This window comes from Phenylobacterium kunshanense, assembly GCF_003254525.1.
In the GTDB taxonomy this organism is placed as follows: domain Bacteria; phylum Pseudomonadota; class Alphaproteobacteria; order Caulobacterales; family Caulobacteraceae; genus Phenylobacterium; species Phenylobacterium kunshanense.
Window position 1 is genome coordinate 682,244 of record NZ_QFYS01000001.1, and the last position, 22,841, is coordinate 705,084.

Sequence of the window (22,841 nt, forward strand, 5' to 3'; positions counted from 1 at the left end):
CCGCCCGCCAGCGCGCACAGCGCGGCGCCGACAGCGGCTCTGCGCAGCAAGTGCGGTGAGGTTCGGCGCGGACCCACGGCTATTCCGGAGTCCAGGCCTCGTAGTCGCCAGTTGCGCGCTGCCGCTCGCCGCCCCGGGCGATGGCGCCCTTCGGGCGGTAGGCGTGGATCGTCCCGGTCAGATTGGGGATGGAGTCCTTTTCCCAGGCCTTGCGCGGCAGCGGTTGCGCCGTCGGCGGCTCGTCGAAGGTGTAGTGCAGCCAGCCGTGCCATTCCGCCGGCACCTTGGAGGCGTCGGCATAGCCCTTGTAGATCACCCATCGGCGCTTGCGGCCGCGGTCATAGCTGTCGCGATCATCGCGGGCTTCGAAATAGCGATTGCCCATGTCGTCCTGGCCGACGAACCGGCCACGGCGGGCGATGGTGAAGTGGATGCCGGGCGTGGCGCCGTTCCACCAGGTGAAAATGCTCTTCAGGACGGACAATTCGGGGCTCTTGGCGGGGTGTGGACGCGGGCGGACTATAGGCAAGGGCTCCCGGGGCGTCCAGCGCGCCACAGCCACCCCTCACTCTGCAATATGTTGGGGATGAGCCTGCAGTCACACCCAACATCTATTGCACCCCACCCTTGGCGACGCCTAGCCTCACGCGACAGGGAGTCGGCGTCATGACAAGCGACACGTCGCGCGCGGGAATCGAGGGACGGATCCTGGAGCTGGGCGACCGCCTGGTGGAGCTGGAGGCGCCGGCGCACTTCACCAATGCCCGGGTCGAGGCGTGGATCGACTGGGCCGGCGGTCGGACGGACCTCGCCGCGGCCATCCTGCAGTATGCCTATGGCCTGGCCGGCAAGGCCCAGGCCAAGGGACTGACCAAGGATCTGCGCACCCGGACGCGTTTCCGGGAGGCGATCACCGAGGCCATGCTGCTTGGTGTGATCGCCCTCAAGCCTGCCGGGCCGCCACTGAAGGTGCTCGAGCCAGGCCAGGGCGCGCTGGAGCGGATGACCGCATCCCAGCGTGGGCGAGAGTCGGCGCAGGCCGCAGCCGCGCTCATGAGCGCTCGCCTGCAGTCGGTGATGGACGCGGTCCTGAGGTGCGAGGGCGAGCCTGAGGCGTGCGCCGACCCGGCCCGTAACACAAGCCTGGCCCGCGCCGCGGAGGCCGCCCGCGCCGCGGGCGCCGCCGACGCCACGATCCTCGAGGCGATCGCCCTTGCCCGCGATGGAGAAACCGGCTGGACCTGCGCTGCGCCGCCGCCGGCGCCGGTCACCCCCTTCGTCGCTCTGGCCGGCGAAGGCCCCGCCCTTGCCCTCGCCGCCTGGAGCACGGGCCGCGTGATTGCGGCTCCGGACGAGGCCGCCGCCGCACAGATCGCCGAAGCTGCCGGACTTCCGGCTGCCGGGATCGAGTTGATGGCCCACTTCCGTGATGGCGCGTTCGACGATGCCGCCTTCGCCGCCGCCGTGAAGCTCGCCGGCCTCGCCGTCGGCGCCGAGGCCGATGGTCCGGCGATGATCGGGCTCGGAGGGCTCGGTGAATGGCTGGCCGCGCAAGGGTTCGACTACGACACCGACGAGGCCCGGCTGGCGGCCGCCAATCTTTTCCGCTCAGCCCGGGACGCAGTGGCTGAACTGGACCTCGATCTTCGCTTCGCTCTTATCACCGACTCCGAGTTGGCGCTCCGCCTGGGCGCGCGACTGGATGGCGCGCCATGGGCTGGTCCGGTCACCACGGCCGAGACGGGCGACGGGGAGACGGTTCGCGTCCTCTCCGAGTCCGCCGTGCTCGCCACCTCCGCCGTGGGAGCGGAGCTCCAGGCGGTTCAGGCCGCGCTTCTGGGCCAGCGCAGCTTTGCTGACGCGCCGGGTGTCAACGCCCAGACCCTGGCCGCCCGAGGCTTTACCGGCCTGGAGATCGGTGCGGCCGAGGCGGAACTGCCTTTCGTGCGCAGCCTGTCGCGCGCCTTTGCGCCTCATGTCGTGGGCGAGGGCTTCCTGCGCGACGTGCTGGGCGCCACCGCCGACCAGCTCGCCGACCCGGCGCTGGACGTTCTGGCGCTGGCCGGTTTCTCGCCGGACGAGATCGCCGCCGCAGAGGCGTACGTCCTGGGGACTGACGGCCTGGCCGGTGTCCTGACGGAGGACCAGCGGCGCGTCTTCCTCACGGCGGACGAGCTTCCGCTTTCGGCACAGGCCGCGATGCTGGCGACGCTCGCCCCATTGCTGGACGCGCCGCCTGTGCTGGAGGTTCCCCTCCCCTGGTCGGCCAGTCTGGCGGATGTACGGGGAGCTCTCGACGTGGGCGGTGTGGCCGTCAGGCCGCGCCGCGCCGCCGCCCCCGCCGCCCTGGCGCTCAGCATTCCCGCAGTGGCCGAGCGGCCGGCCCGCGCCCAAACGCCGCAGCCTCAGATCCAGACCGAGCCGCCGCCGCAGGAGCGCATCGTCGAACGGATCATCGAGCGCGGCCGAAGCCGGCAGAAGCTGCCCGACCGCCGCAAGGGCTACATCCAGAAGGCCAGCGTCGGCGGCCACAAGGTCTACCTGCACACCGGCGAGTACGACGATGGCCAGCTCGGCGAGATCTTCATCGACATGCACAAGGAAGGCGCCGCCTTCCGCTCGCTGATGAACAACTTCGCCATCGCAGTCTCGATTGGCCTGCAATACGGCGTGCCGCTGGACGAGTTCGTCGACGCCTTCGTCTTCACGCGGTTCGAGCCGGCGGGGCCGGTGACCGGGAATGACACCGTAAAATCAGCCACTTCCATCCTGGACTACATCTTCCGGGAGCTGGGGATCAGCTATCTCGGCCGTGACGACCTTGCCAGCGCCGATCCAGAGGCCCTGAACGCCGACGGGCTGGGCCGGGGCAAGGCGGACGACGTGAGTGCGGACGCGCCGGAGCCCCAGCCTGCGTCCCGTTTCATCTCGCGAGGGTTCGCACGCGGCGCGGCGCCGGACAACCTCGTGTTCCTGCCGTCGGCAAGCCGCAGTCCCGGACCAGCCGCACTTGGGGCCGCGGAAGTCTGCGCGGCCTGCGGCGACATCGCCGTCGTCCGCAAGGGCCAGGCTCTCATCTGCGAGACCTGCGGTGCGCGCGCTAGCCGGATTCCGGAAGACCAGGCGGGCTAAGTCCTTCCAAGTTACCGCGAATTAAGTGGCGCGGCGGCGACGGCGTGGGCAGAGGGAACCTGCGTACTGTGAGGTTCTGTCCCTGTGATGATGCGTACGACCCGCGTCCTGGCTGTCACGGCCGCCGCCCTGGCGATCGCTCCGGTCGCGACGAGCGCCTGGGCGGGCGAGAAGGAAGTGCGGCGCCAGGATTCCTTCGGCGGCTCGTGTGTGAAGTGCGAGCTGTCGGGCAGGAACCTGAAGGGCGCGCGCATCGTGGGCGCCAATTTCTCCGGCGCGACCATGGTCGGAATCATCCTGCGGGACGCCAAGCTCCATGCCTCGGTGTTCGCCGGGGCTGACCTTAGCCGCGCCGATCTCACCGACTCGTCCATGACCGGGGCGAACTTCTCCGGCGCGAACCTGGCGCGGGCCAAGGCGCGCTCGTCCAGCGCGAATGGCGTCATGTTCGGCTCGGCCAACCTGGCCCATGTCGACATGACCGACTCGGAAGCGACCGGGGCCATGTTCCAGAAGGCGATCATGACCGGCGCGATCCTCCGCGCCATGAGCATCCGGGGCGGCATGTTCGGCGGCGCGGACCTGACGGATGCCGTTCTCACCGATGTTCGAGCGACAGGAGCGGTCTTTGATCGGGCGAACCTCCGGGGCGCAAGCTTCCGCTCTGCAGATCTGAAGGGCGCCAGCTTTTCCAAGGCCGACGCCCGAGGCGCCAGCTTCTCGGACGCCGACCTGACGGGCGCGGTCATGTCCCACGGCCAGTTCGCCAAGGCGTCGTTCCGCTCGGCCGACCTGCGGGGCGCGAACCTGTCGCATGCGGAGTTCGACGGCGCCGATTTCCGCGACGCGGACCTGTCGCACACGGTGATCTCCGGGACCGACCTGGGCGGCGCACGGGGATTGACCCAGGACCAGGTGGACGAGGCGTGCGGAGATGCCCGCACGAAGCTGCCCGCCGGCCTCACGGCCCGGACCTGTCACGGCGTACGGTTCATCTACAAGACCGATACGAAGCCGGTGACGCGCTTCGTGCCGTCCATTCCGCAGCCGCCGGCGCCTCCCCCACCGCCGGCCTCCACCCGATAGCCGAGCCGCTAGGACGCCTTGATTGGCGGCGCGGTCCGGATGTGCAGCTCCTTGAGCTGCCTGTCGGTGACCTCCGACGGCGCATTCATCATCAGGTCCTGGCCCTGCTGGTTCAGCGGGAAGGCGATGACCTCGCGGATGGCCGTCTGGTTGGCCAGCAGCATCACGATGCGGTCGATGCCGGGCGCGAGGCCCCCGTGCGGCGGCGCGCCGTGGCGGAAGGCGTTCAGCATGCCGCCGAACTGCTCCTCGACCACTTCCGGCCCGTAGCCGGCGATCTCGAACGCCTTGACCATGATCTCGGGCAGGTGGTTCCGGATCGCGCCCGAGCACAGCTCGTAGCCGTTGCAGACGATGTCGTACTGGTAAGCCAGGATATCCAGCGGATCCTTGGTGTTCAGCGCTTCCAGCTCGCCCTGCGGCATCGAGAACGGGTTGTGCGAGAAGTCGACGCGCTTCTCGTCCTCGTTCCACTCGAACATCGGGAAGTCGACGATCCACACGAACTCGAAGCGGTTCTCGTCGACCAGCTTCAGGTCCGTGCCGACTTTGGTCCGGGCCGAGCCGGCGAACTTGTAGAAGACCTTCGGATCGCCCGCGACGAAGAAGGCCGCATCGCCCTGCCCCAGGCCGAGCTGGCCCATGACCGCGTCGGTCTTCTCGGCGCCCAGGTTCTTGGCGATCGGACCACCCCAGCCGCCCTGGTCCTCGGACCAGAAGATGTAGCCCAGGCCCGGCTGGCCCTCGCCCTGCGCCCAGGAGTTCATACGGTCGCAGAAAGCGCGGCTACCGCCTTTCGGAGCTGGGATCGCCCAGACGGCGTTCTTGGCGTCTTCCAGGATGCGGGCGAACAGGCCGAAGCCGCCGCCGCGGAAGTGGTCCGACACGTCCTGCATGACCAGCGGGTTGCGCAGGTCGGGCTTGTCCGAGCCGTACTTCGAGATCGCCTCACGGTACGGGATGCGCGGGAACGGGTACGGCGTCACCGGCTTGCCGTCGGCGAACTCCTCGAAGACGCCGTGCATCACCGGCTCGATCGCCGCGAAGACGTCTTCCTGGGTGACGAAGCTCATCTCGACGTCGAGCTGATAGAACTCGAGGCTGCGGTCGGCCCGCAGATCCTCGTCGCGGAAGCAGGGCGCGATCTGGAAGTAGCGGTCGAAGCCCGAGACCATCAGCAGCTGCTTGAACTGCTGGGGCGCCTGCGGCAGCGCGTAGAACTTGGTCGGGTGCAGCCGCGAGGGCACCAGGAAGTCGCGCGCGCCTTCCGGCGAGCTGGCGGTCAGGATCGGCGTCTGGAACTCCAGGAAGCCCTGGCCGATCATCCGGTTGCGGATCGACTGGATCACCTTGGACCGCAGCACGATGTTCTTGTGCAGGGTCTCGCGACGCAGGTCGAGGTGACGGTTCTTTAGGCGGATGTCCTCGGGATAGTCCGGCTCGCCGAAGACCGGCAGCGGCAGCTCGGAGGCCTCGGACAGCACGGTGACCGCAGCGACCTTCACCTCGACCTCGCCGGTCGGCAGGTTGGGATTCACCGTCTCGGCGGAGCGGGCCACGACCTCGCCGTCGACCCGGATGACGCTCTCGGCGCGCAGATGCTCGACCACCGCGAACCCGGGCGTGCCCGGGCTCAGGACGAGCTGCGTCAGGCCGTAGTGATCGCGCAGATCGATGAAGATCAGGCCGCCATGGTCGCGCTTGCGGTGGACCCAGCCCGAGAGGCGGACGGTCTGGCCGGTGTCGGCGGCGCGGAGCGCGCCGCAGGTGTGCGTGCGGTAGGCGTGCATTTTCTTCAAAATTCGGGGTGTTTTACGAGGCGCGGAAGGGCGCATGCGCCTGCCCCGATGTCAAGCATCCCGCCCCCGAAGAGGCGGGACCTCGCCTACTTCTCCGGGTGCAGCAGCGCCTGATAGGTCAGCGTCCGGGCCATCGTCCCGAGGTCGTCGCCGCCCGAGCCGCCCAGGCGCTGGATCATGCCGACAAAGATGATGTCGTTCGTCGGATCGACCCAGAACCAGGTCCCGGCCGCCCCGCCCCAGCTCATCGTGCCCTTGCCTTCCAGCGTCCCGGCCGCGCGCGGATCGTTGACCACCATGAAGTCGAGGCCGAAGCCCACGGCCTCGTTGAAGCGGGTGACGTTGGTGCCGTTCGATCGGACCAGCACGTCCTTGGCGATCATGTTGGTCCCCATCATCTCGACCGATGCGGGCGAGAGGATGCGGACGCCGTCCAGTTCGCCCTTGTTGAGGATCATCTGGGCGAAGCGGGCGTAGTCCATGGTCGTGCCCACAAGGCCGCCGCCGCCCGACTCGTTGGCCGGCGGCGTCAGGTAGGTGGGCAGGTCCGAGCCGAAGATGGTCTTGGCTTCCTCGACCTTGCCGGTGTCGCGGTTGAAGTAGAACACCGGGGCCAGACGGCTGGCCTTGTCCGCCGGCACGAAGAAGGCGGTGTCGTTCATCTTCAGGGGCTTGAAGATGCGCTGCTCCATGAACTGGCCCAGCGTCTGCCCTGACAGCTTCTCGACGACGTACCCCTGGATGTCGACCGAGGAGGAATAGCGCCAGTCGGTCCCGGGCTGGAACACCAGCGGGATCGTCGCCGTGCGGTCGACCATGTCCTTCAGGCCGTTGGCGCCCAGGACGCGCTTCTCACGATACAGCTTGTCGACGGGATGCTCGTCCTGGAGGCCGTAACCGAAGCCGGCGGTGTGGGACATGATCTCGCGCATCGTGGGTGGACGGCGCATGTCCTCCAGCACCATCGTGCCGTCGGGGTTGACCGTCTTCACGACCCTCAGGGTCTTGAACTCGGGGATGTAGCGCGTGACCGGGTCATCCAGCCGCCACTTGCCCTCCTCGAACAGGATCATCATGGCGACGCCGGTGATCGGCTTCGTCATCGAGTAGATGCGGAAGATCGCGTCCTCCTTCATCGGCGGGCCGCCGAAGGACACGTCGCCATAGGTCTTGAAGCTGACGATCTTGCCGTGCCGGGCGAGAAGGGTCGTCATCCCGGGCACCCGCCCCTGGGCCACGACACCGGCCATGTAGGCGTCCAGCTTCGCGAGACGCGCGGAGTCGAAGCCCACGGACTCCGGACTGGCCGCCCGAGTGAGCGCGAGCGCCTTGCCTGTTGCGGGCTTTCGCGCCGCCTCGGCGGCGAAGGTGGCCGCGGGCGCAACGGCCAGCGAGAGCGCGGCCAGGGCCGCAGCCAGTCGAACGCCATGACGAAGCATGGGCTTTCCTCCCCCGAATGTGTCGTTGGCGCGAGCTTAGGCGGCGGCGGGCCGGGCGCAAGCATAGGTGCGTTTCAGCTCGGCAACGCGGCGGCGCGTCCGCTAACCTGCGGCCATGAAGCGGCTCCTGATCGTCTGGCATTCGCGGACCGGCGCGGCGCGCGCCATGGCCGAGGCGGCGGCCGCTGGCGCCTGGGGCGAGCCGGGGGTGGAGGTTCGCCTGCTTGCCGCCGACCAGGCCGGCCCCGAGGATCTGATCGGCGCCGACGGCTACATCTTCGCCGCGCCCGAGAATCTCGCCGCCCTGTCGGGTGAGATGAAGGCCTTCTTCGACCGGGCATACTATCCCGTCCTCGAGCGGCTCAACGGCAGGCCGTACGGCGCGCTGATCGCCGCCGGAAGCGATGGGACCGGCGCGGCCCGCCAGCTCGCGCGCATCGCCACAGGCTGGCGGTTGAGGGCGATCGCCGAGCCGGTGATCGTCTGCACCAGCGCGCAGTCCCCCGAAGCGATCCTGGCGGCGAAGACCTTGACGGCCAGCCAGTTGGAACCCTGCCGAGACCTGGGCGCCGCGCTGGCCGCCGGACTGGGGATGGGCGTGTTCTGAAGCGCCGCCGACCGGTCGCCTTCGGCGCGGCGGCATGTTAGGGTTTGATTAACCACGGGGACGCCGGTCATGGGGAGGCTGAGCGGGCGCATGTTGTCCATCGACATTTCGAGTTTGAGCCTGTCCGAACTGCGGCAGCTTTCCGGCCTGGCGCAGGCGCGCGGACAGACAGTGCTCGCTGACGCCCTGACAGCGGAACTGAAGGACCGCGTGCGCCGGCTGCCGGAAGCGGAGCCCGTCAGCATCTGGGCCGCCCCGTTGACGCCGACGCGCGGCGCCCAGCGACGCGTGAACCGCAACCGTCCCTGGCTGCTGGCGGCCAGCGCCGTCATCGCCCTTGCGCTCGGCTGGGGCCTGACGCCGCCCGACGGCTCGGTCGACCGGCCCGGGGAGCAGATGCTGAGCGTCCTGGCCCTCGACGAGGCGTCCCCGGACGCCCTTTGCCTCACTGGGGACTGCGCCGCGCCGGCCCTTCCTGGCCTGGCCCTCACGGCCGAGATGTCGTCGCCGGCCCGGCTGACCACCGTGGCCTGGCCCGGCGACATCGCGCCCTAGACCGCAGAACCATTCCCGACCGCGGCCAGCCGATCCTGGCTGCCATCGGGCGGGACCGCGTCCGACGCCTCGAGCGCCCGCGCAACCGCGGCCACGAGCTGGTCCCGGTGGATCGGCTTGCCCACGTGATCGGTCATCCCGGCCTGGCGACAGACCGCGACCTGGTCCGGACGGACGTCGGCCGTCAGGGCGATGATCGGCACGCGCGCGACCGGCCCGGGCAGTGCGCGGATCGCGCGGGTCGCGGCGAGACCGTCCATGCCTGGCATGTGCACGTCCATCAGGACCACGTCGAAGTTCCCATCGCGAACAGCGGCGACGGCCTCGGCCCCGTCCTCGGCGGTCATCACCTCGCAGCCGGCCAGGACCAGCAGCGCCTGCCCCAGCTCGCGGTTCATGGGATGGTCGTCCACCAGCAGGACGCGGGCGGCGCCGGTCTGGACCTCGACCGCGGGTTCGACCGGGGCCAGAGGCGCGTGGGCCGGCGCGGCGGTCAGGGTGATCCAGAAGCGGGAGCCCTGGCCCGGCGCGCTGTCGACGCCGATGTCGCCGCCCATCAGCCGGACCAGCGCCCTGCTGATCGCGAGCCCCAGTCCGGTCCCGCCGTAGCGGCGGCTGATCGAACTGTCGGCCTGGGTGAAGCGCTGGAAGAGCCGCGCCTGGACATCCGGCGCGATGCCGATGCCGGTGTCGACAACCTCGAAGCGCAGCGCGCCCGCGTCGGGCCCGAGAATCAACCGGACGGTCACCTGTCCCTCGGCGGTGAACTTCACGGCGTTGGCGATCAGGTTCAGCAGCACCTGCCGAAGCCGGGTCTCGTCGAGGGCGAACAGCGAAGATTCGTCGGCCGCGCCGAGCCGCTCCACCTCGACCGCCAGGTCCAGGCCCTTCTCCGCGGCGGCCGGGGCGACGATGCCGGCGGCGTCCCGCAGGAGGCAGGCCGGGGCGACCGGCGTCAGGGTCAGATCGAGGCGGCCCGCCTCCACCTTGGCGAAGTCGAGGAGGTCGCCGACCAGATCGGCCAGCGAGCGGCCGGCCCGCCCCACGAGCTCCAGCCGCCGACGGTTCTCGGGCGAGAGGCCTGGATCGTCCGCCACGAGCCCGGAGAAGCCGAGAATGCTGTTCAGGGGCGTGCGGATCTCGTGGCTCATGGTGGCCAGGAAGTCCGACTTCGCCCGGTTGGCGGCCTGGGCGCGGGCCTGGGCGGCGCGGGCCGAGGCCTGGCGGCGGACCAGCAACGCCTGGAGCCGCGACTGCCGGCTGAACGCCAGCGCGGTGGTCATGCACACGCCGTAGAGCACCAGGTGGAAGATCTGGGCGGCGCGGATGAGCTGCTCGGTGCCCTTCGGATCGCCGGCGCTGGCGTAGAGGATCGCCGGCAGGGCGACGGCCGCCGACGCCAGGCTGGTCCATGCCGCGCCGCGCGGGCCGGCCCGGAAGGTCGCGATCATGGCCGGGATGAACAAGGGGGCCCGGGTCGGCGACGGGGTGCTGTAGAGCCAAACCGCGAAGGCCGCCATGATCACCACGTAGCCAGCCAGTTCCAGACGCCCGGCGCGAAAGTCCTGGTCGTGCCGCCGATCGAGAAGGACCAGCAGGATGGGCAGCATGATCGCCACCCCGATCGTGTTCGGGATCGTCCAGCCCATCCAGCCCATCGAGAGCGGTCGGCCGCCGATGAGGTTGAGGCCGACGTTGACCCCGTAGGTCATCGGGAAGGTCAGGGCCGTGGCCGCCGCGGTCAGGGCGAACAGGGTGCGCATGTCCCGCAGCCGGCCGCGGAAGCCCAGGGCGCGGAGCACCGCGGCGCAGGCGACCTCGTGCGCCGTGTCGAGCAGCGTCGTCGCGACGGGGAACCGGAGGTCGGTCGTGCCCGGCGCCTGCAGCCCGAAGTGGACGACCATGGTGAGCAGGACGAACAGCGCGCGGTCGCGCCGCTCCAGAATCAGCAGCCCGCCGATGACGACGGCGTTGGCGGTCCAGATGGTGGGGATGCCCTGCCCCGCGCCGCCGATGAAGAGGCTGTAGGCGACCGCCATGGCGTAGATCGCCAGCAAGGGCGCAATCCGCCGGAGCGCGCCCGCCCCCCGTGCGACCATCAAGTCTTGGCTCCCGTCCATCCCGCCGATCCGTAGGATGGCAATGATCCGAATTGGTTAACCGGTTTTCGCGACGAGCGCTTCCCGGCTGCGGCAAATGGCCTCGCCGCGAATGAACACACGCCTGCGCGGCGACGGGCCGAGGCGCCGCCAGAGCCGCGAACAATGCTATAGCGCCATCCATGAGCGACAGACCTGACGGACCCGAGGACGACGGTGGCGGCTTCGATGTGGACGACTGGAGCCGCCTGCCCGCCTTCACTGGCCGCGTAGCGACCCTGGACGACGTGGAGGCGCGCCGCGCCGTCTTCGCCCTGGCTGACACGCGCGACCCCAGTCCCATCGACATGGACCTGCCGCAGCCGGTGATATGGTGGGAGGAGGACGGCGAGCAGGCGGCGGTGGCCGTCCAGGCCGAGGCGCACCGCGGCGAGAGCGCCGAGGAGGACGGCGACGAGGTGGTCATGGAGGTCCTGGGCCTGGTGCTGGCCGACGGCTCCACCGCCGTAGCCCTGCTGGACGACGTGGATCTGGTGGACGACAGCGACCCGACCTGGCGGGCGCTGGTGGCGGCCGCCATCGGCGACGAGACGGCCGACGACTGAAGCGCGATGCGCGCACCCCCTTCCGCCCACAGCTAAGCCGGCCGAGAATGCGGGACATGGGGGGAGTCGGGGACAATGGGGGACCTTGCGCTTCGGCCTGATTCGGAGGCGGCCGCCGCGCCGTTCTCGCCCGCGGCCTTCGCCGCCCTGCGGGCGCATCCGGACTTCAGAGCGACCGTCGAGACGTTGGCGCGAGCCAACCTGGCCGCCTATGCCGCCGCGACGCCGGCCGAGCGCTGGCTGACCAGCGACCTCGGCCGCTCTGCCCTGACCGGCGCAGCCATGATCCTGGACGTCCTGCTTGGCGGCTTCACGACGGCGCAGATCATCCAGTCCGCCCGCGCCAACCGGACGTGCAGCGATGGTCGCGTGCGCCTGTACCTGCGGACAGCAGTGGCCCACGGGTTCCTCGAGATCGACGCTGACGGGACCCACCGCGCCACGCCGCGGCTCTACGACAGCACGGCCAAGGGCGCGCAGGCGATGCTGACCGCCGTGGCGCGGCTGGATCCTACACTGGCCGAGGCCGGGGAGCGCGCGGGCGATCTCGGCTTCCGGCGGCGCCTGGCCAGGCAGGTCGGCCTCAACACCATCGCCCGGCCGGACCTGTTCGCCGGGCCCGACATGCCGGTGCTGCTGTTCCTGGCCCGCGACGGCGGGACGCGGATGATGGAGCAGATCATCGGCGCCCAGCGGCCGGGCCGCCAGGCGCTGGCGGAGACGGCGCGGATCTCGCAGCGGGCGCTGGCCCGCGGCGCCTTCGTCTCCCGCACCCACGCCGCACGACTGCTGGCCGACGGCGAGGCCCAGGGCTTGCTCCGCGTAAGGGGCGCCGAGGTCACGGTGACGCCCGAACTGTCCGAGGACCTCGAGCGTCACTATGCGCTGGTGATCGAGATGGCCCGGGTGTCGGCGCGCGGGGCGCTCAGCGGTCCGGGCTGAACCGCAGTCTACTTCGGCTCGCGCAGGCAGACGAACTTGTCGACCGTCAGGTCCGAGGAGTCCCGATAGGCCTTCACATAGGCGTCCCAGCCGGCGTCGCGCTTGTCGGGCGGCACGCCCGGCGAGTCCATGTGGATCGAGGCGAACTCGGTCTCCGAGGCGGTGTAGCCGTTGGCGCGGTCGCCCGTGATCACCGGACCGACCATGAGCCGGTTCTGGGCATATCCGTGCGAGCGGTACCAGGCGAGGTGGTCGCGGGCGGCCTTTTCGTACGCGGCCTTGGCCCCGGGCTTCACCGCGTTCATGCGGACGACGGCGAGCTGGCCGCCCTTGCAGAGCTCGACAGGCGACTTCGCGGTCTGGGCCTCGGCGCCGACGGCGGAGAGGCCGACGGCGGCCGCAATGGCGACGCCCGCGGCGCGGTTCAGAATGGACATGCGGTGATCCCCCAAGAAAAGCGAAACGATCCGTCGAGGCTGACCGTCCGGCGCCGGGGGCGGAACTGCACATTTTTGTCGGCCTGAGGCACAGGTCGTGAACGCCGCCGCAGCAGGTGCTACGAACCGCCGAGACGAGGGAGAGAGCGCCATGCGCGTGGGCCGGCTGACCTGGGGCGTGAAGCAGAGCTTTCGCCAGTACGTGGAGATGAGCGGCGGGACCGTCACGGTGGGCGGCGGCGCGGCGCGTGACGAAGACGGCGGCTTCGTCCTTGCCGCCCTCCCCGGCTTCGACCTCGCCCTGGACGACGCCGGCCGGCCCACGGGCTGCGGCCGTTTCGCCGGCGAGGTCGGCTTCGAGGCGCACGGCGGGATGCTGCGCGTGAGCCTCGTCGAGCTTGGCGTCGAGACCGGCGCGAACGGCCTCGTCCTCACCTGCGCCGACGGCGCCGGCAAGGACCGCCGCGTGGAGATCGCCCGCCTGGACTCCGATGCGATCACGGTGGAGCCTGACGGCGCCGTCTCGATTCCGGCGAAGATCACGCTGGATGGGATGATGATCCTCGGCGACCACTACCCGCCCGGAACCGTCCTGGACCCCGTGCGGCTGGCGGGGTCGTAGGCCGGGGGCGGAACGGCCGCCGACAAATTCCGCGAATAACGCGGAACTCCGAACCACGTTCTCGGGTTCCTCCTCTGGCAGGCGTCCGCGGGGTGCGGCGCCGGGGCGGTCGGTGCGGCCGCGTTCGGAGGGAAAATCATGTCGAAGCGTTGGATGCGCGCCCTGGCGGGCGGGGCGGTGGCGGCGTTGCTGTCGGCGGGGTCGGCCAACGCCGTCCTGATCGGCGGCGTGGAATTCCCGCAAGGCGCGGTGTCGTTCGCCGACAGCGTGATCTCGTACCAGCCGGGCCTGGCCGGCGCGGATCCGGGGCTCAACTGGCAGGGCGCGTTCAACGCTCTGGGCGTTCCGAACTTCACCGGCGCCGGCTGCAGCAGCCAGATCGACTGCACCTATGTGTCGCTGGGCGTGGGCGGGGCGCTGGTGCTGCGCTTCGACGACAATGTGCTGACCGGGTCGGACTCCGACGCGGACGACCTGTGGATCTTCGAGATCGGCCCCGACGTGGAGGACACGACGGTGGACGTGAGCGTCGACGGCGTGACCTGGCTGTCGGTGGGCTCCGTGGGCGGCTCGACGCGCGGGATCGACATCGATTTCTTCGGCTACGACTCCAGTTCGGCCTTCCGGTACGTGCGCCTGATCGACGTGGCGGGCGAAGGCGCCCAGTCCGGCGCCACGGTGGGCGCCGACATCGACGCGGTGGGCGCGATCAGCACCCGCGCCGTCGCCGTGGTGCCCGAGCCGGGGACCTGGGCCCTGATGATCATGGGCTTCGGCCTGGCCGGCGCGGGTCTGCGGTCGCGGCGGCAGGCTGTGGCGTAGCCGGCGTCCCCACTCGCGGCGCCCGGGCGTCGCGGGTGGGGCCCGACGCAGGCCGCCGGGGTAGTTACCGGCGGAACGTTCCCAGGCGATCGTCGGCCTGCATCGGCCGGTGCTGGACATTCCAAGCGCGCATGGCCAGGGGATGCTCTTCGGCCGGGCGGACGCCGAGGCTGGAGACCCGCCGCTCCAGCGACTGCTCCTCGAAGCTCTGGCCGTTCCACGTGAAGACTGAACCGCCTCGGTCGACTTCGTAGAAGACCACCACATGACCTCGGCGGCCCTTCTTGTCGGCGCAGTCCGCCTCCGAGGCCGCCTCCTCCATGCAGAAGGCGTAGGCCGCGCCGACCGGCAGGACCGAGAGGCTGTATCGGTACATCCGGTGGCGTGCATCGCCGCGCGTGAGTTCGGACGGCGGAGCGCCCGCGCCGTCGAACATATAGGGGGCGAAACGCCTGCCCCCCTCGTCGACCAGGAAGACGACACGGTCCCGCTTGCCATCACCATTGAAGTCGCCCGCAACTTCGGTGGACGGCGCCGGCTGATCGGGGCTTTCGGCGCGGCGCTCCTCGACCAGGGTCTTCTTCTCGGCCGCGGTGAGCGGACGCCACCCCTCCACGCCCGGCAACTCGGCCCCACAGCCGGCGACGAGCAACACGGCGAGGGATGCGAGCGCGCCGCGGCGATACGAGTTGGCCATGAAAAATCTACTCCAGATTGTCTATTGGCTTTATTGCGCCCGCCGCTGACCGAAGGCTTAAGAGCCGGGGTTAATGGCGGGCGGCCCGCCGCGGGATGCCGATGGGGGGCGGCCGGCGACGTTGTTTCCGAACCAGCAGAACCGTTCTGCGAAATCTCGCAGTGAACTTCGGCCGGGAAAGCCCCAGGTAGAGCTCCGAAAGGAGCCCTGCCATGGCCATGACCCTCGGACTTTCCCTCATGACCCTCGGCTTCGCCGTGGTGATGGCGATCCCGATCGTCGGGCCGATGCTGATGTAGGGTCAGCCGGCCTTGGGGATGCATGCGCCGAGGGCCTCGTGCGCCCGCATAGCCTGGGTGGGACGCTGAGCTTCCACCGTGCCGATCGTCTCGGTGACTTCGGCAATAGCGCCGCTCAGGCCCGGGAGCGGCTTTGCCTTCCGTGAGGCTGCCTCGTCGAGGAAGAGCTGCATCTTGTTGGCGCTGGCCGGGGCCCGGCCGCCGCCGTCCGCGGCCGGAGCGGGTTCACCCGTCGGCTTGGCCGTCTCACCGATCGCCTTCAGCGCTCCCGCGTAGTCGGGAGCGGCGCCTTGAAGCCGGGCTTGGACCGCGTCCTGAACCTGGCGCCGCACGTTGGATACGCGTAGCGGCGAGTCCTCAAAGGCGCCCTGCTCTTCCCGTAGCTTGAGATCGAGCTTGGCCAGCGTGTCGATCCGCTCGCGCAACAGGGTGCGCTGATCCTTGTCCCCGTTCGGGTTGGCGGCAAGAACGGTGCGCGCCCGTTCGAGCGTAACGCCGGCGTCGGTCCTTAGCCCCTGAACCACCGGGTACTGGTTCGCCTCATAGTTCTGCAGCGAGGCGCCGGCGCCGACCGCGCACTCCATCGCCCTGTGTCCCCCAGCGTAGATTCGCGCGCGTTCGGCCGGCTTCAGCGAGGTGTGCCAGGCTTCGCCGGCGCCCGTTGCAAGGATCGCCGCCTTCAGATTCTTGGGCGCCGGATTAAAGGCCGTGACCGCCGCGCCGTAGAGGCCGGACAGGAGGACCATGCCGCCACTGCCGCGATCCTCTCGTCCGAACCATTTCGCCTGCCCTCGATAGACGTTGCCGAGGGCGGCGGTGGCCTCAAGCTCGCTGCCCAGACGGGCGGTGGTCCCGTCGCCCGAAGTCGGAACCGCCAGCACCGGCAGCTTCTCGAACTCCGGATTGGCCTGGAGCGAGGCGCAGCCGCTCATCCCCACCGCCGCCACAAGGCCCAGGGCCGCCGCCCGGCGCGCCGTCGTTGTCCGCTTCGTCATCGCCCCTACTCCCATATGCCCGCAGCCCGCGCGCCGCGGCTTCGCTGGCCAGAGTGCGGCCATGGGCCGCCGCGCACGCGTGACGGGGATCACGCGCGGATGCGGGGGCGGAGGGCTCCGGATCGGCGGCAGGGCGCGCGCCCTTCGCCTAGTCAGTTTCCCAGGACGGGAGGTCCATGGGCGGGGCCAGCCGGGGCGGCCTGTCGCCGGGCGGATGCCCCCCGGGCGGAGGATTGGCGGGCGGCGGATCGCCGGCGGTCCCGTCCGGGTCCGGATCGTCGTCCTCCGCATCGTCGCCACGCCGATAGAGCGCGGCGAAGTCGACGTCCCACGCGGCTCTGGAGCGGTAGGCCGGACGCGGCGCGGGCCGCAGGGCGCGCGGGAGGTATTCGTGGTCGCACGCGCCGGTCAGGCCCAGGTCGCGGGCGAGGCGCTCGACCTGGTCGTCCAGCGGCTCGTCGGTGAAGGCGTCGTCCAGAGCCTCGGTCTCGAGGCGTTCGTCGAAATCGGCGGTCCACACCTCGGCCTCGGCGGGGTCGAGCTCGGTCCAGATGCGGCGCTCCACCGCGTCGCGGACCCGGGCCTTGCGGGTCTCCACGGCCCGACCGGCGCGGGCCTCCCCAGCCTCGGCGGCGGCGCGGGCGTCGGCCGCCGCGTCACGCTCCAGCTTCGCCTCCAGGGCGATGGACGTGCGCAGCGCCCGGCCGACCTTGTGCAGCGAACCGACCAGCGCCGTCAGCGTCTCGGGCTCATCCGCCGCCTCGATGGCCACGTCGAGCTTCTCCGCCGCCCGCATCGCGATCTCCGCGTAACGGGCAAGCTGGCGCGCATGGCGTTCGGCGGTGTGGGCCGGGACGGACATGCGGGGATTGAAACAGGCGGGTACGTCAGAAGCGGTCGTGGATTGATGGGTGGGCGCTCGGCTGGAGGCATGGTTTGCGGGTGGAGAAGTAATTCAACTGCAACCCTGGGCGCCCAAGCTGACCTACTATGTCCGCATTGCACAAAGCCCTGGCCGCGCACCCTCTGCCCAAGAAGCCCTACAACTCGATCAAGTTTGTACGAATCGATGGCAACGGCGTCCCCCTCTACAGGGTCGGAAAGTCAGAGCGGGAGTTGGGCGCCGCAGCAGCCCTAAAGTCAGCGTTTGAGCAGTTCGGTGGTCACTGCTTCCACTGCAAGGTGTGGATGCCGCCCCAGCCCCTGTCACAAGCCTGCACCCGGGATCACCTCCGCCCGAAGAAGGACGGAGGCAAGGACTACCTTCACAACCTCGTTTTCGCCTGTGGGGACTGCAACCGCGCGAAGGGCGGCAGTGACCTCATCACCTTCCGAGCCGAGGTCGGAGTCGAATACCTGAAGGCGCTGGACGCCCACATCGTCAGGTGCCTGACGACCCTCGGTTCCATCGGAGCAGATTGAGCATCCGCTGGGGCTGGCACGGCCCAAGACCGGGATCCAACCTGCCGGAAGCTCCGCGCCATAGGGGGTGCGATCGACGCCGACGCCCTATCCGGGGCGCCCAGGCGTCCGGAACGACGTTGGGTCCCGGTCTTCGCCCTTGGCGAAACCGGGATGACAGCGTGGGGGGGGGCTTGGAGCTCCCTACTTCGGCCGGAAGCGCTTGGTGGCGGGGAAGCCCTTGGGGGCGAGCTTGCCGGCGCCGGCGCGCTTGCCGAGCCATTCGCGCCATTCGGGCCAGGCGCGCGTGCGGCCGCTGGGGTCGACGCTGGTCATGCCGTCGTCGGCCTTGAAGGCGGCAGCGTCACGCAGGCCGCCTTCGCGGTAGCTCTGGAGCTTCACGCCCTTGCCGCGCGGCATCTCGGGCAGTTCCTCGATCGGGAAGACGAGGATCTTACCGTTGTCGCCGATGACGGCGAGGTGGTCGGCGCCGTTCACCGGCAGGCAGATGGCCGCGCCCTCGCCCTTCTTGGCCGGATCGCCGGCGTTCAGCACCTGCTTGCCCGCGCGGCGGAAGGCGATGGCCTCCTCCTCGGGCAGGATGAAGCCGTAGCCCTGCTTGCTGGCCAGGATGCGCTTCGTGCCCGGGCGGTGGGGGAAGACGTCGACGATGCCGACCTTGTCGTCGAGGTCGATCATCAGGCGCAGCGGCTCGCCGTGGCCGCGGGCGCCCGGGAGCTTGTCGCAGCCCAGGGTGAAGAAGCGGCCGTCGGAGGCGAAGATCAGCAGCTTGTCGGTGGTCTCGGCCGGGACCAGGAAGCCGAGCTTGTCGCCTTCCTTGAACTTCAGTTCCGAGGGGTCCTCGACGCGGCCCTTGGCGGCGCGGATCCAGCCGCGCTCGGAGAGGATGATGGTGATCGGCTCGCGCACGATCATGGCTTCCAGGGCCGCCTCGGTGTCGATCTGCGGCGCCTCGGCGAAGGACGAGCGGCGGACGTTGAGGTCGGCGAGTTCGGCCTTGGTGTGCTTGAGCCCCTCGCCCACCAGCTTCCACTGGGCCTTGTCGGAGCCCAGCATGGCGACGATGCCGTCGCGCTCCTCGGCGAGCTCGGCGTGCTCGCGGCGGATCTCCATCTCCTCGAGCCGGGCCAGCTGGCGCAGGCGGGTGTTGAGGATGGCGTCGGCCTGGATCTCGCTGAGCGCGAAGGTCTCGATCAGCTTCTCTTTCGGCTTGTCCTCGTAGCGGACGATCCGGATCACCTCGTCGAGGTTGAGGTAGGCGATCATCAGGCCGTCGAGGATGTGCAGGCGGGCCTCGATCTTCGCCAGGCGGTGGCGGGCCCGGCGGACCAGCACCTCGCGGCGGTGGTCGAGGAAGGCCATCAGGGCCTGCTTCAGGTTCATCACCCCCGGCGTGCCGCGCGCGTCGAGGACGTTGAGATTCACCGAGAAGCGGGTCTCGAGGTCGGAGAGCTTGAACAGGCTCTCCATCAGCACCTCGGCCTCCACGTTCCGGCTCTTGGGTTCGAGGACGACGCGGACGTCCTCGGCGGACTCGTCGCGCACGTCGCCCAGCAGCGGGGCCTTCTTGGCGTCGATCAGCTCGGCGAGCTGTTCGATCAGCTCGGCCTTCTTCACCTGGTACGGAATCTCGGTGATGACGATCTGGTACGTGCCCTTGCCCAGCTCCTCCTTCGCCCAGCGGGCGCGGACGCGGACGCCCCCGCGGCCGGTCTCGTAGACGGTCTGCAGGGCCGCGCGGGGCTCGACGATGACGCCGCCGGTGGGGAAATCGGGCCCCTGGACGTGGGTCATCAGCGCCTCGACGCTGCTGTCGGGGTCGTCCAGCAGCATCAGGCAGGCGTCGATCAGCTCGCCGGCGTTGTGCGGCGGGATCGAGGTGGCCATGCCGACGGCGATGCCGGTCGAGCCGTTGGCGAGCAGGTTCGGGAAGCCGGCCGGCAGCACCACGGGCTCGTCGTCGGAGCCGTCGTAGGTGGGCTTGAAGTCGACCGCGTCCTCCTCGATCCCGTCGAGCAGGAGCGTGGCGGCCACCGTCAGCTTGGCCTCGGTGTAGCGCATGGCCGCGGCGTTATCGCCGTCGATGTTGCCGAAGTTGCCCTGGCCGTCGACCTGCGGATAGCGCTGGGCGAACGACTGGGCCATGCGGACCAGGGTGTCGTAGATCGACTGGTCGCCGTGCGGGTGATAGCCGCCCATCACCTCGCCCACGACCTTGGCGCACTTGCGGGCCGCCGCGTCCGGGTTCAGCCGCATCTCGCGCATGGCGTAGAGCACGCGGCGCTGCACGGGCTTGAGGCCATCGCGCACGTCGGGCAGCGCGCGGTCGGTGATGACGCTGAGGGCGTAGGCCAGGTAGCGGCGGGAGAGCGCTTCGCTGAGCGGTTCGTCGACGATGCGGTCGGGCTCGCCGCCGGGGGGCGGAGTGTGGACGGTCATGCGGCCCTTCTAGCAAGGCGGGGGATTCGCCGCGACGGCCGGGGCGCCGCAGGCTGTGGGCGGAGCGGCCCCCTCAGAACGGCAGCGGCTGGAGGTCGGGCTCGACCCAGGCCCTGCGAGCCTCGACGCTGAACAGGCGATCCTTGCTCCAGTGGGCCAGTAGCCAGTCCGAGCCGCCGAGGCGGGTGGCGAGCAGGCTGGCCAGCACCGTGGAGAGGCCGGCGGACGGATGGGCGTCGAGATGGGCGCGGGCGGCGCGCAGGGAGGCCTGGGTGATGGTCTCGTGATAGCCGGCGGTGTCGGTATTCTCGCCGCCGGTGGCCTCGTTGTAGGCGCGGATCAGACCGGGCATCTCGGCGAAGGCGTCGCGGCCGGGCCGGGTCAGCAGCCAGAGCGCGGCGGCGAAGTGGGCCGCGTGGGTCCACTCGGCCTTGGGCAGCGTCAGGTCCTCCATCCCGCGCCCGATGCGGGCGATGTCGGTGTCGGTCAGCATGGGAGCTCCTTCGGTGGGCAGGGCTCGGACGGGGGGCAGCAAAAACCCCGCCGGAGCGGGGTTTGCGTGGAAATCCTGAGGTGGGGTCGGCCGTCAGCCGGTCATCCAGGCGCACGCAAACACCGCGGGGCGGCGCTGCTGAATATTGGCCTGGTTGAGTTTGATCCGGTTCACGGCGCAGGTTGTAGCCGATGGCGGGGCGCTCGCCAAATGCGATTGACGAGGACGTTTACCCATGTAATCGATGCAGGACGATTACGTCGGTAAACGTCATGAAGATCAGCAACGCCGAGAGCGTGGTGATGGAGGCGCTGTGGCGCGCCGCGCCGCGCACCGCCGAGGAGATCGCCGCCGAGGTGGCCGGCCCGAACGGCTGGACCGAGGCGACGGTGAAGACCCTGATCAACCGGCTGCTGAAGAAGAAGGCGATTGCGGCCGAGCCTGAGGGTCGCCGCTATCGCTACCGGCCGCTGGCCGAGCGGGCGGCCTATGTGCGCGCCGAGAGCCAGGGGCTGCTGGACCGGCTGTTCGACGGCCGGCTGGCGCCGATGGTCAGCCATCTGTCGCAGGCCCGCGCCCTCAGCCCCGAGGACGTGGCCGAGCTGAAACGCCTGATCGCGGAGATGGACGAATGATCGCGGAGATCCTGGCCGCGCTGGCGCGGTCCAACCTGGCGATGGGCGCGGCGATCCTGGTGGTGCTGGCCCTGCGCAGGCCGGTGCGGCGGGTGTTCGGCGCCGGGGCGGTCCATGGGCTGTGGGCGATGGCGCCGATCGCCGGGCTGGCGGCCCTGCTGCCCCGCCCTGCCCCGTTGGCGCCAATGACCCCGGAGGTGCTGGCCGCGGCGTACGATGCGGCGCGGCGGGTCGAGGCCGCGGCGGCGGGGCCGTCGACGGACACGGCGCTGATGGGCCTGTGGCTGGGCGGCGTGGCGGTGGCGGCGGCGGTGCTGCTGGCGCGGCAGGCGCGGTTCGTGCGGGCGCTTGGGCGGCTGGAGGCCGGCGAGGATGGCGCGCTGCGGGCCGAGCGGGCGGGCGTGGGGCCTGCGGTCGTGGGCGCCCTTCGGCCCCGGATCGTCACACCGGCCGACTTCGAGGCCAGCTTCGCGCCGGAGGAACGCGGCGTGATCCTGCTGCACGAGCAGGTCCACCTGGCGCGCGGCGATGCGGCGGCGAACGCCTTCGCGGCGGCGCTGACGTGCCTGTGCTGGTTCAATCCGCTGGTCCATGTGGCGGCGCGACTGTTGCGGGTGGACCAGGAGCTGGCGTGCGATGCGACGGTGCTGGCGCGCCGCCCCGAGGCGCGGAAGCTGTATGCGGCGACCCTCCTGAAGACCCAGCTCGCGGCCCAGGCCCTGCCGCTGGGCTGCCACTGGCCGGCGGCGGGCGAGCACCCGTTGAAGGCGCGGATCGCGATGCTGAAGCGCCCCGCCCCGAGCCGGCGCCGGCAGGCGGGCGGCCTCGCGCTGGCGGCCGGGGCGAGCCTGGTGGTCGGGTGCGCGGCCTGGGCCAGCCAGCCGATGGCGCCGCCGCTGATCCAGGCTCCCGACTGGACGCAGCGTCCCAGCGGCCCTGACGTGAAGGCGGCGACGGACGCCTATGCCGGCGCGGTCGTCGACGGCCGGGCGACCATCGCCTGCCGCGTCACCGGCGAAGGCCGGCTCTCGGGCTGCGAGGTGGCGAGCGCGAGTTCGCCGGAGATCGGCCGCGCCGCGCTGGCGCTCAGCGACCGGTTCCAGATGAAGCCCCAGACGCGGGACGGACTGCGCGTGGCCGGCGGCGTGATCCGCATTCCGTTCCGCTTCGTGACGCCGCAATGATCACCGCCGAAGCGCCTCCGGCCGCCGTCGCGCCCGCCCCGGCCCCGGCGACGATCCTGCGCCGCGACGCGACCGAGGTGGTGGCGGCGAGCGACCTGCCCCTGACCCTGGTGAAGGCGGGACAGCGCGAGCAGGCCCTGGTGCGGCGGGCGGTGTTCGTCACCAGCACCCTGACGGTCACCCGGCCGGCGGGCGCCGTCGACACAGAGGGCGACCGCTATGTCTGGACGCACCAGGCCTACATGCAGCGGCAGGTCTGCTTCACCTCGATCACGGGCCTCTTCGCCTGCGCCGGCGCCGAGGTGGAGCCCCTGCCCGACGTGGAGCGCGGCGAGGCGCCGGCGCGGTTGGTGGACGACTTCCCGCTCGCCGAGGCGGCGCGGCGGCGGCTGGCCGAGGGGCTCGAGGCGCGGGCGGCGGCGCTGTTCGAGGCCGACCGCAAGACCAAGGTGCAGCCGGCCCTGCGCGCGGCTGGCGTCTCGGTGGCGAGCGCGGCCCAGGCGGCGCCGGCCCGGAAGCGCTGAGGGCGGAC

At 70.6% G+C, this 22,841-nt stretch carries 22 protein-coding genes; 12 read left to right on the forward strand and 10 right to left on the reverse strand.

Annotation, left to right across the window (positions count from 1 at the left end):
- Nucleotides 1-79: 79 nt before the first annotated feature.
- Nucleotides 80-484: an NADH:ubiquinone oxidoreductase subunit NDUFA12 gene (locus DJ019_RS03495; RefSeq protein WP_111274573.1), complete on the reverse strand. Its 405-nt coding sequence runs from the start codon at nucleotides 482-484 to the stop codon at nucleotides 80-82.
- Between the two features lie 182 nt (nucleotides 485-666).
- Between DJ019_RS03495 and DJ019_RS03500 the strand changes: the two genes are divergently transcribed.
- Together DJ019_RS03500 and DJ019_RS03505 are read left to right on the forward strand one after the other, a co-directional pair.
- A complete protein-coding gene (locus DJ019_RS03500) occupies nucleotides 667-3,132 on the forward strand; it encodes a TSCPD domain-containing protein (RefSeq protein WP_111274574.1) in 2,466 nt (821 codons plus the stop codon).
- 87 nt (nucleotides 3,133-3,219) lie between these two features.
- A complete protein-coding gene (locus DJ019_RS03505; RefSeq protein ID WP_111274575.1) occupies nucleotides 3,220-4,218 on the forward strand; it encodes a pentapeptide repeat-containing protein in 999 nt (332 codons plus the stop codon).
- An 8-nt stretch (nucleotides 4,219-4,226) separates the two neighbouring features.
- Here DJ019_RS03505 and aspS read toward each other — a convergent pair whose 3' ends face one another.
- Together aspS and DJ019_RS03515 are read right to left on the reverse strand one after the other, a co-directional pair.
- Nucleotides 4,227-6,017, reverse strand: a complete 1,791-nt coding sequence (gene aspS, locus DJ019_RS03510; protein WP_165843881.1) for an aspartate--tRNA ligase — start codon at nucleotides 6,015-6,017, stop codon at nucleotides 4,227-4,229.
- Nucleotides 6,018-6,103: 86 nt separating this feature from the next.
- Nucleotides 6,104-7,456: a serine hydrolase domain-containing protein gene (locus tag DJ019_RS03515; RefSeq protein ID WP_111274577.1), complete on the reverse strand. Its 1,353-nt coding sequence runs from the start codon at nucleotides 7,454-7,456 to the stop codon at nucleotides 6,104-6,106.
- 115 nt (nucleotides 7,457-7,571) lie between these two features.
- Here DJ019_RS03515 and DJ019_RS03520 point away from each other — a divergent pair, with 115 nt between their 5' ends.
- On the forward strand, nucleotides 7,572-8,063 hold the full coding sequence (locus DJ019_RS03520) for a flavodoxin family protein (protein ID WP_111274578.1): 492 nt from the start codon (nucleotides 7,572-7,574) through the stop codon (nucleotides 8,061-8,063).
- 90 nt (nucleotides 8,064-8,153) lie between these two features.
- On the forward strand, nucleotides 8,154-8,618 hold the full coding sequence (locus DJ019_RS03525) for a hypothetical protein (protein WP_111274579.1): 465 nt from the start codon (nucleotides 8,154-8,156) through the stop codon (nucleotides 8,616-8,618).
- Here DJ019_RS03525 and DJ019_RS03530 read toward each other — a convergent pair.
- A complete protein-coding gene (locus DJ019_RS03530; protein WP_240606366.1) occupies nucleotides 8,615-10,717 on the reverse strand; it encodes an ATP-binding protein in 2,103 nt (700 codons plus the stop codon). The genes DJ019_RS03525 and DJ019_RS03530 overlap by 4 nt on opposite strands.
- 182 nt (nucleotides 10,718-10,899) lie before the next feature.
- Between DJ019_RS03530 and DJ019_RS03535 the strand changes: the two genes are divergently transcribed.
- Both DJ019_RS03535 and DJ019_RS03540 read left to right on the forward strand, forming a co-directional pair.
- A complete protein-coding gene (locus DJ019_RS03535; RefSeq protein WP_111274581.1) occupies nucleotides 10,900-11,322 on the forward strand; it encodes a hypothetical protein in 423 nt (140 codons plus the stop codon).
- Nucleotides 11,323-11,397: 75 nt separating this feature from the next.
- Complete coding sequence (locus tag DJ019_RS03540) at nucleotides 11,398-12,264, forward strand: hypothetical protein (RefSeq protein WP_111274582.1); 867 nt, start codon at nucleotides 11,398-11,400, stop codon at nucleotides 12,262-12,264.
- An 8-nt stretch (nucleotides 12,265-12,272) separates the two neighbouring features.
- Here DJ019_RS03540 and DJ019_RS03545 read toward each other — a convergent pair whose 3' ends face one another.
- Nucleotides 12,273-12,701 carry a hypothetical protein gene (locus DJ019_RS03545; protein WP_111274583.1) on the reverse strand — a complete coding sequence of 143 codons (429 nt, stop codon included), beginning with the start codon at nucleotides 12,699-12,701 and terminating at the stop codon, nucleotides 12,273-12,275.
- Nucleotides 12,702-12,852: 151 nt separating this feature from the next.
- Between DJ019_RS03545 and DJ019_RS03550 the strand changes: the two genes are divergently transcribed.
- Both DJ019_RS03550 and DJ019_RS03555 read left to right on the forward strand, forming a co-directional pair.
- Entirely contained in the window at nucleotides 12,853-13,323 is a 471-nt protein-coding gene (locus DJ019_RS03550) for an HtaA domain-containing protein (protein ID WP_111274584.1), read from the forward strand.
- A gap of 138 nt (nucleotides 13,324-13,461) precedes the next feature.
- Complete coding sequence (locus DJ019_RS03555) at nucleotides 13,462-14,145, forward strand: PEPxxWA-CTERM sorting domain-containing protein (RefSeq protein ID WP_111274585.1); 684 nt, start codon at nucleotides 13,462-13,464, stop codon at nucleotides 14,143-14,145.
- A 64-nt stretch (nucleotides 14,146-14,209) separates the two neighbouring features.
- On the opposite strand, the gene DJ019_RS03560 is transcribed toward DJ019_RS03555, so the two are convergent.
- The 3 genes from DJ019_RS03560 to DJ019_RS03570 form a co-directional block, all read right to left on the reverse strand.
- Nucleotides 14,210-14,842 carry a hypothetical protein gene (locus tag DJ019_RS03560; protein ID WP_111274586.1) on the reverse strand — a complete coding sequence of 211 codons (633 nt, stop codon included), beginning with the start codon at nucleotides 14,840-14,842 and terminating at the stop codon, nucleotides 14,210-14,212.
- Nucleotides 14,843-15,143: 301 nt separating this feature from the next.
- On the reverse strand, nucleotides 15,144-16,136 hold the full coding sequence (locus DJ019_RS03565; protein ID WP_111274587.1) for a hypothetical protein: 993 nt from the start codon (nucleotides 16,134-16,136) through the stop codon (nucleotides 15,144-15,146).
- Nucleotides 16,137-16,284: 148 nt separating this feature from the next.
- Nucleotides 16,285-16,998, reverse strand: coding sequence for a hypothetical protein (locus DJ019_RS03570; protein WP_133255241.1), 714 nt, complete (start codon nucleotides 16,996-16,998; stop codon nucleotides 16,285-16,287).
- A gap of 326 nt (nucleotides 16,999-17,324) precedes the next feature.
- On the opposite strand from DJ019_RS03570, the gene DJ019_RS20885 reads away from it, so the two are divergent.
- Complete coding sequence (locus DJ019_RS20885) at nucleotides 17,325-17,558, forward strand: HNH endonuclease (RefSeq protein WP_165843882.1); 234 nt, start codon at nucleotides 17,325-17,327, stop codon at nucleotides 17,556-17,558.
- A gap of 183 nt (nucleotides 17,559-17,741) precedes the next feature.
- On the opposite strand, the gene parC is transcribed toward DJ019_RS20885, so the two are convergent.
- Together parC and DJ019_RS03585 are read right to left on the reverse strand one after the other, a co-directional pair.
- Nucleotides 17,742-19,997, reverse strand: coding sequence for a DNA topoisomerase IV subunit A (parC, locus tag DJ019_RS03580; protein WP_111274590.1), 2,256 nt, complete (start codon nucleotides 19,995-19,997; stop codon nucleotides 17,742-17,744).
- A 73-nt stretch (nucleotides 19,998-20,070) separates the two neighbouring features.
- Nucleotides 20,071-20,490: a hypothetical protein gene (locus DJ019_RS03585; protein ID WP_111274591.1), complete on the reverse strand. Its 420-nt coding sequence runs from the start codon at nucleotides 20,488-20,490 to the stop codon at nucleotides 20,071-20,073.
- A gap of 272 nt (nucleotides 20,491-20,762) precedes the next feature.
- On the opposite strand from DJ019_RS03585, the gene DJ019_RS03590 reads away from it, so the two are divergent.
- Genes DJ019_RS03590 through DJ019_RS03600 form a run of 3 tightly spaced genes read left to right on the forward strand, consistent with a single transcriptional unit; the run spans nucleotide 20,763 to nucleotide 22,833 of the window.
- Nucleotides 20,763-21,125 carry a BlaI/MecI/CopY family transcriptional regulator gene (locus tag DJ019_RS03590; protein WP_111274592.1) on the forward strand — a complete coding sequence of 121 codons (363 nt, stop codon included), beginning with the start codon at nucleotides 20,763-20,765 and terminating at the stop codon, nucleotides 21,123-21,125.
- Nucleotides 21,122-22,309 carry a TonB family protein gene (locus DJ019_RS03595; RefSeq protein WP_111274593.1) on the forward strand — a complete coding sequence of 396 codons (1,188 nt, stop codon included), beginning with the start codon at nucleotides 21,122-21,124 and terminating at the stop codon, nucleotides 22,307-22,309. Before DJ019_RS03590 ends, DJ019_RS03595 begins: the two co-directional genes overlap by 4 nt.
- Nucleotides 22,306-22,833 carry a hypothetical protein gene (locus DJ019_RS03600; RefSeq protein WP_111274594.1) on the forward strand — a complete coding sequence of 176 codons (528 nt, stop codon included), beginning with the start codon at nucleotides 22,306-22,308 and terminating at the stop codon, nucleotides 22,831-22,833. Before DJ019_RS03595 ends, DJ019_RS03600 begins: the two co-directional genes overlap by 4 nt.
- Nucleotides 22,834-22,841 lie beyond the last annotated feature (8 nt).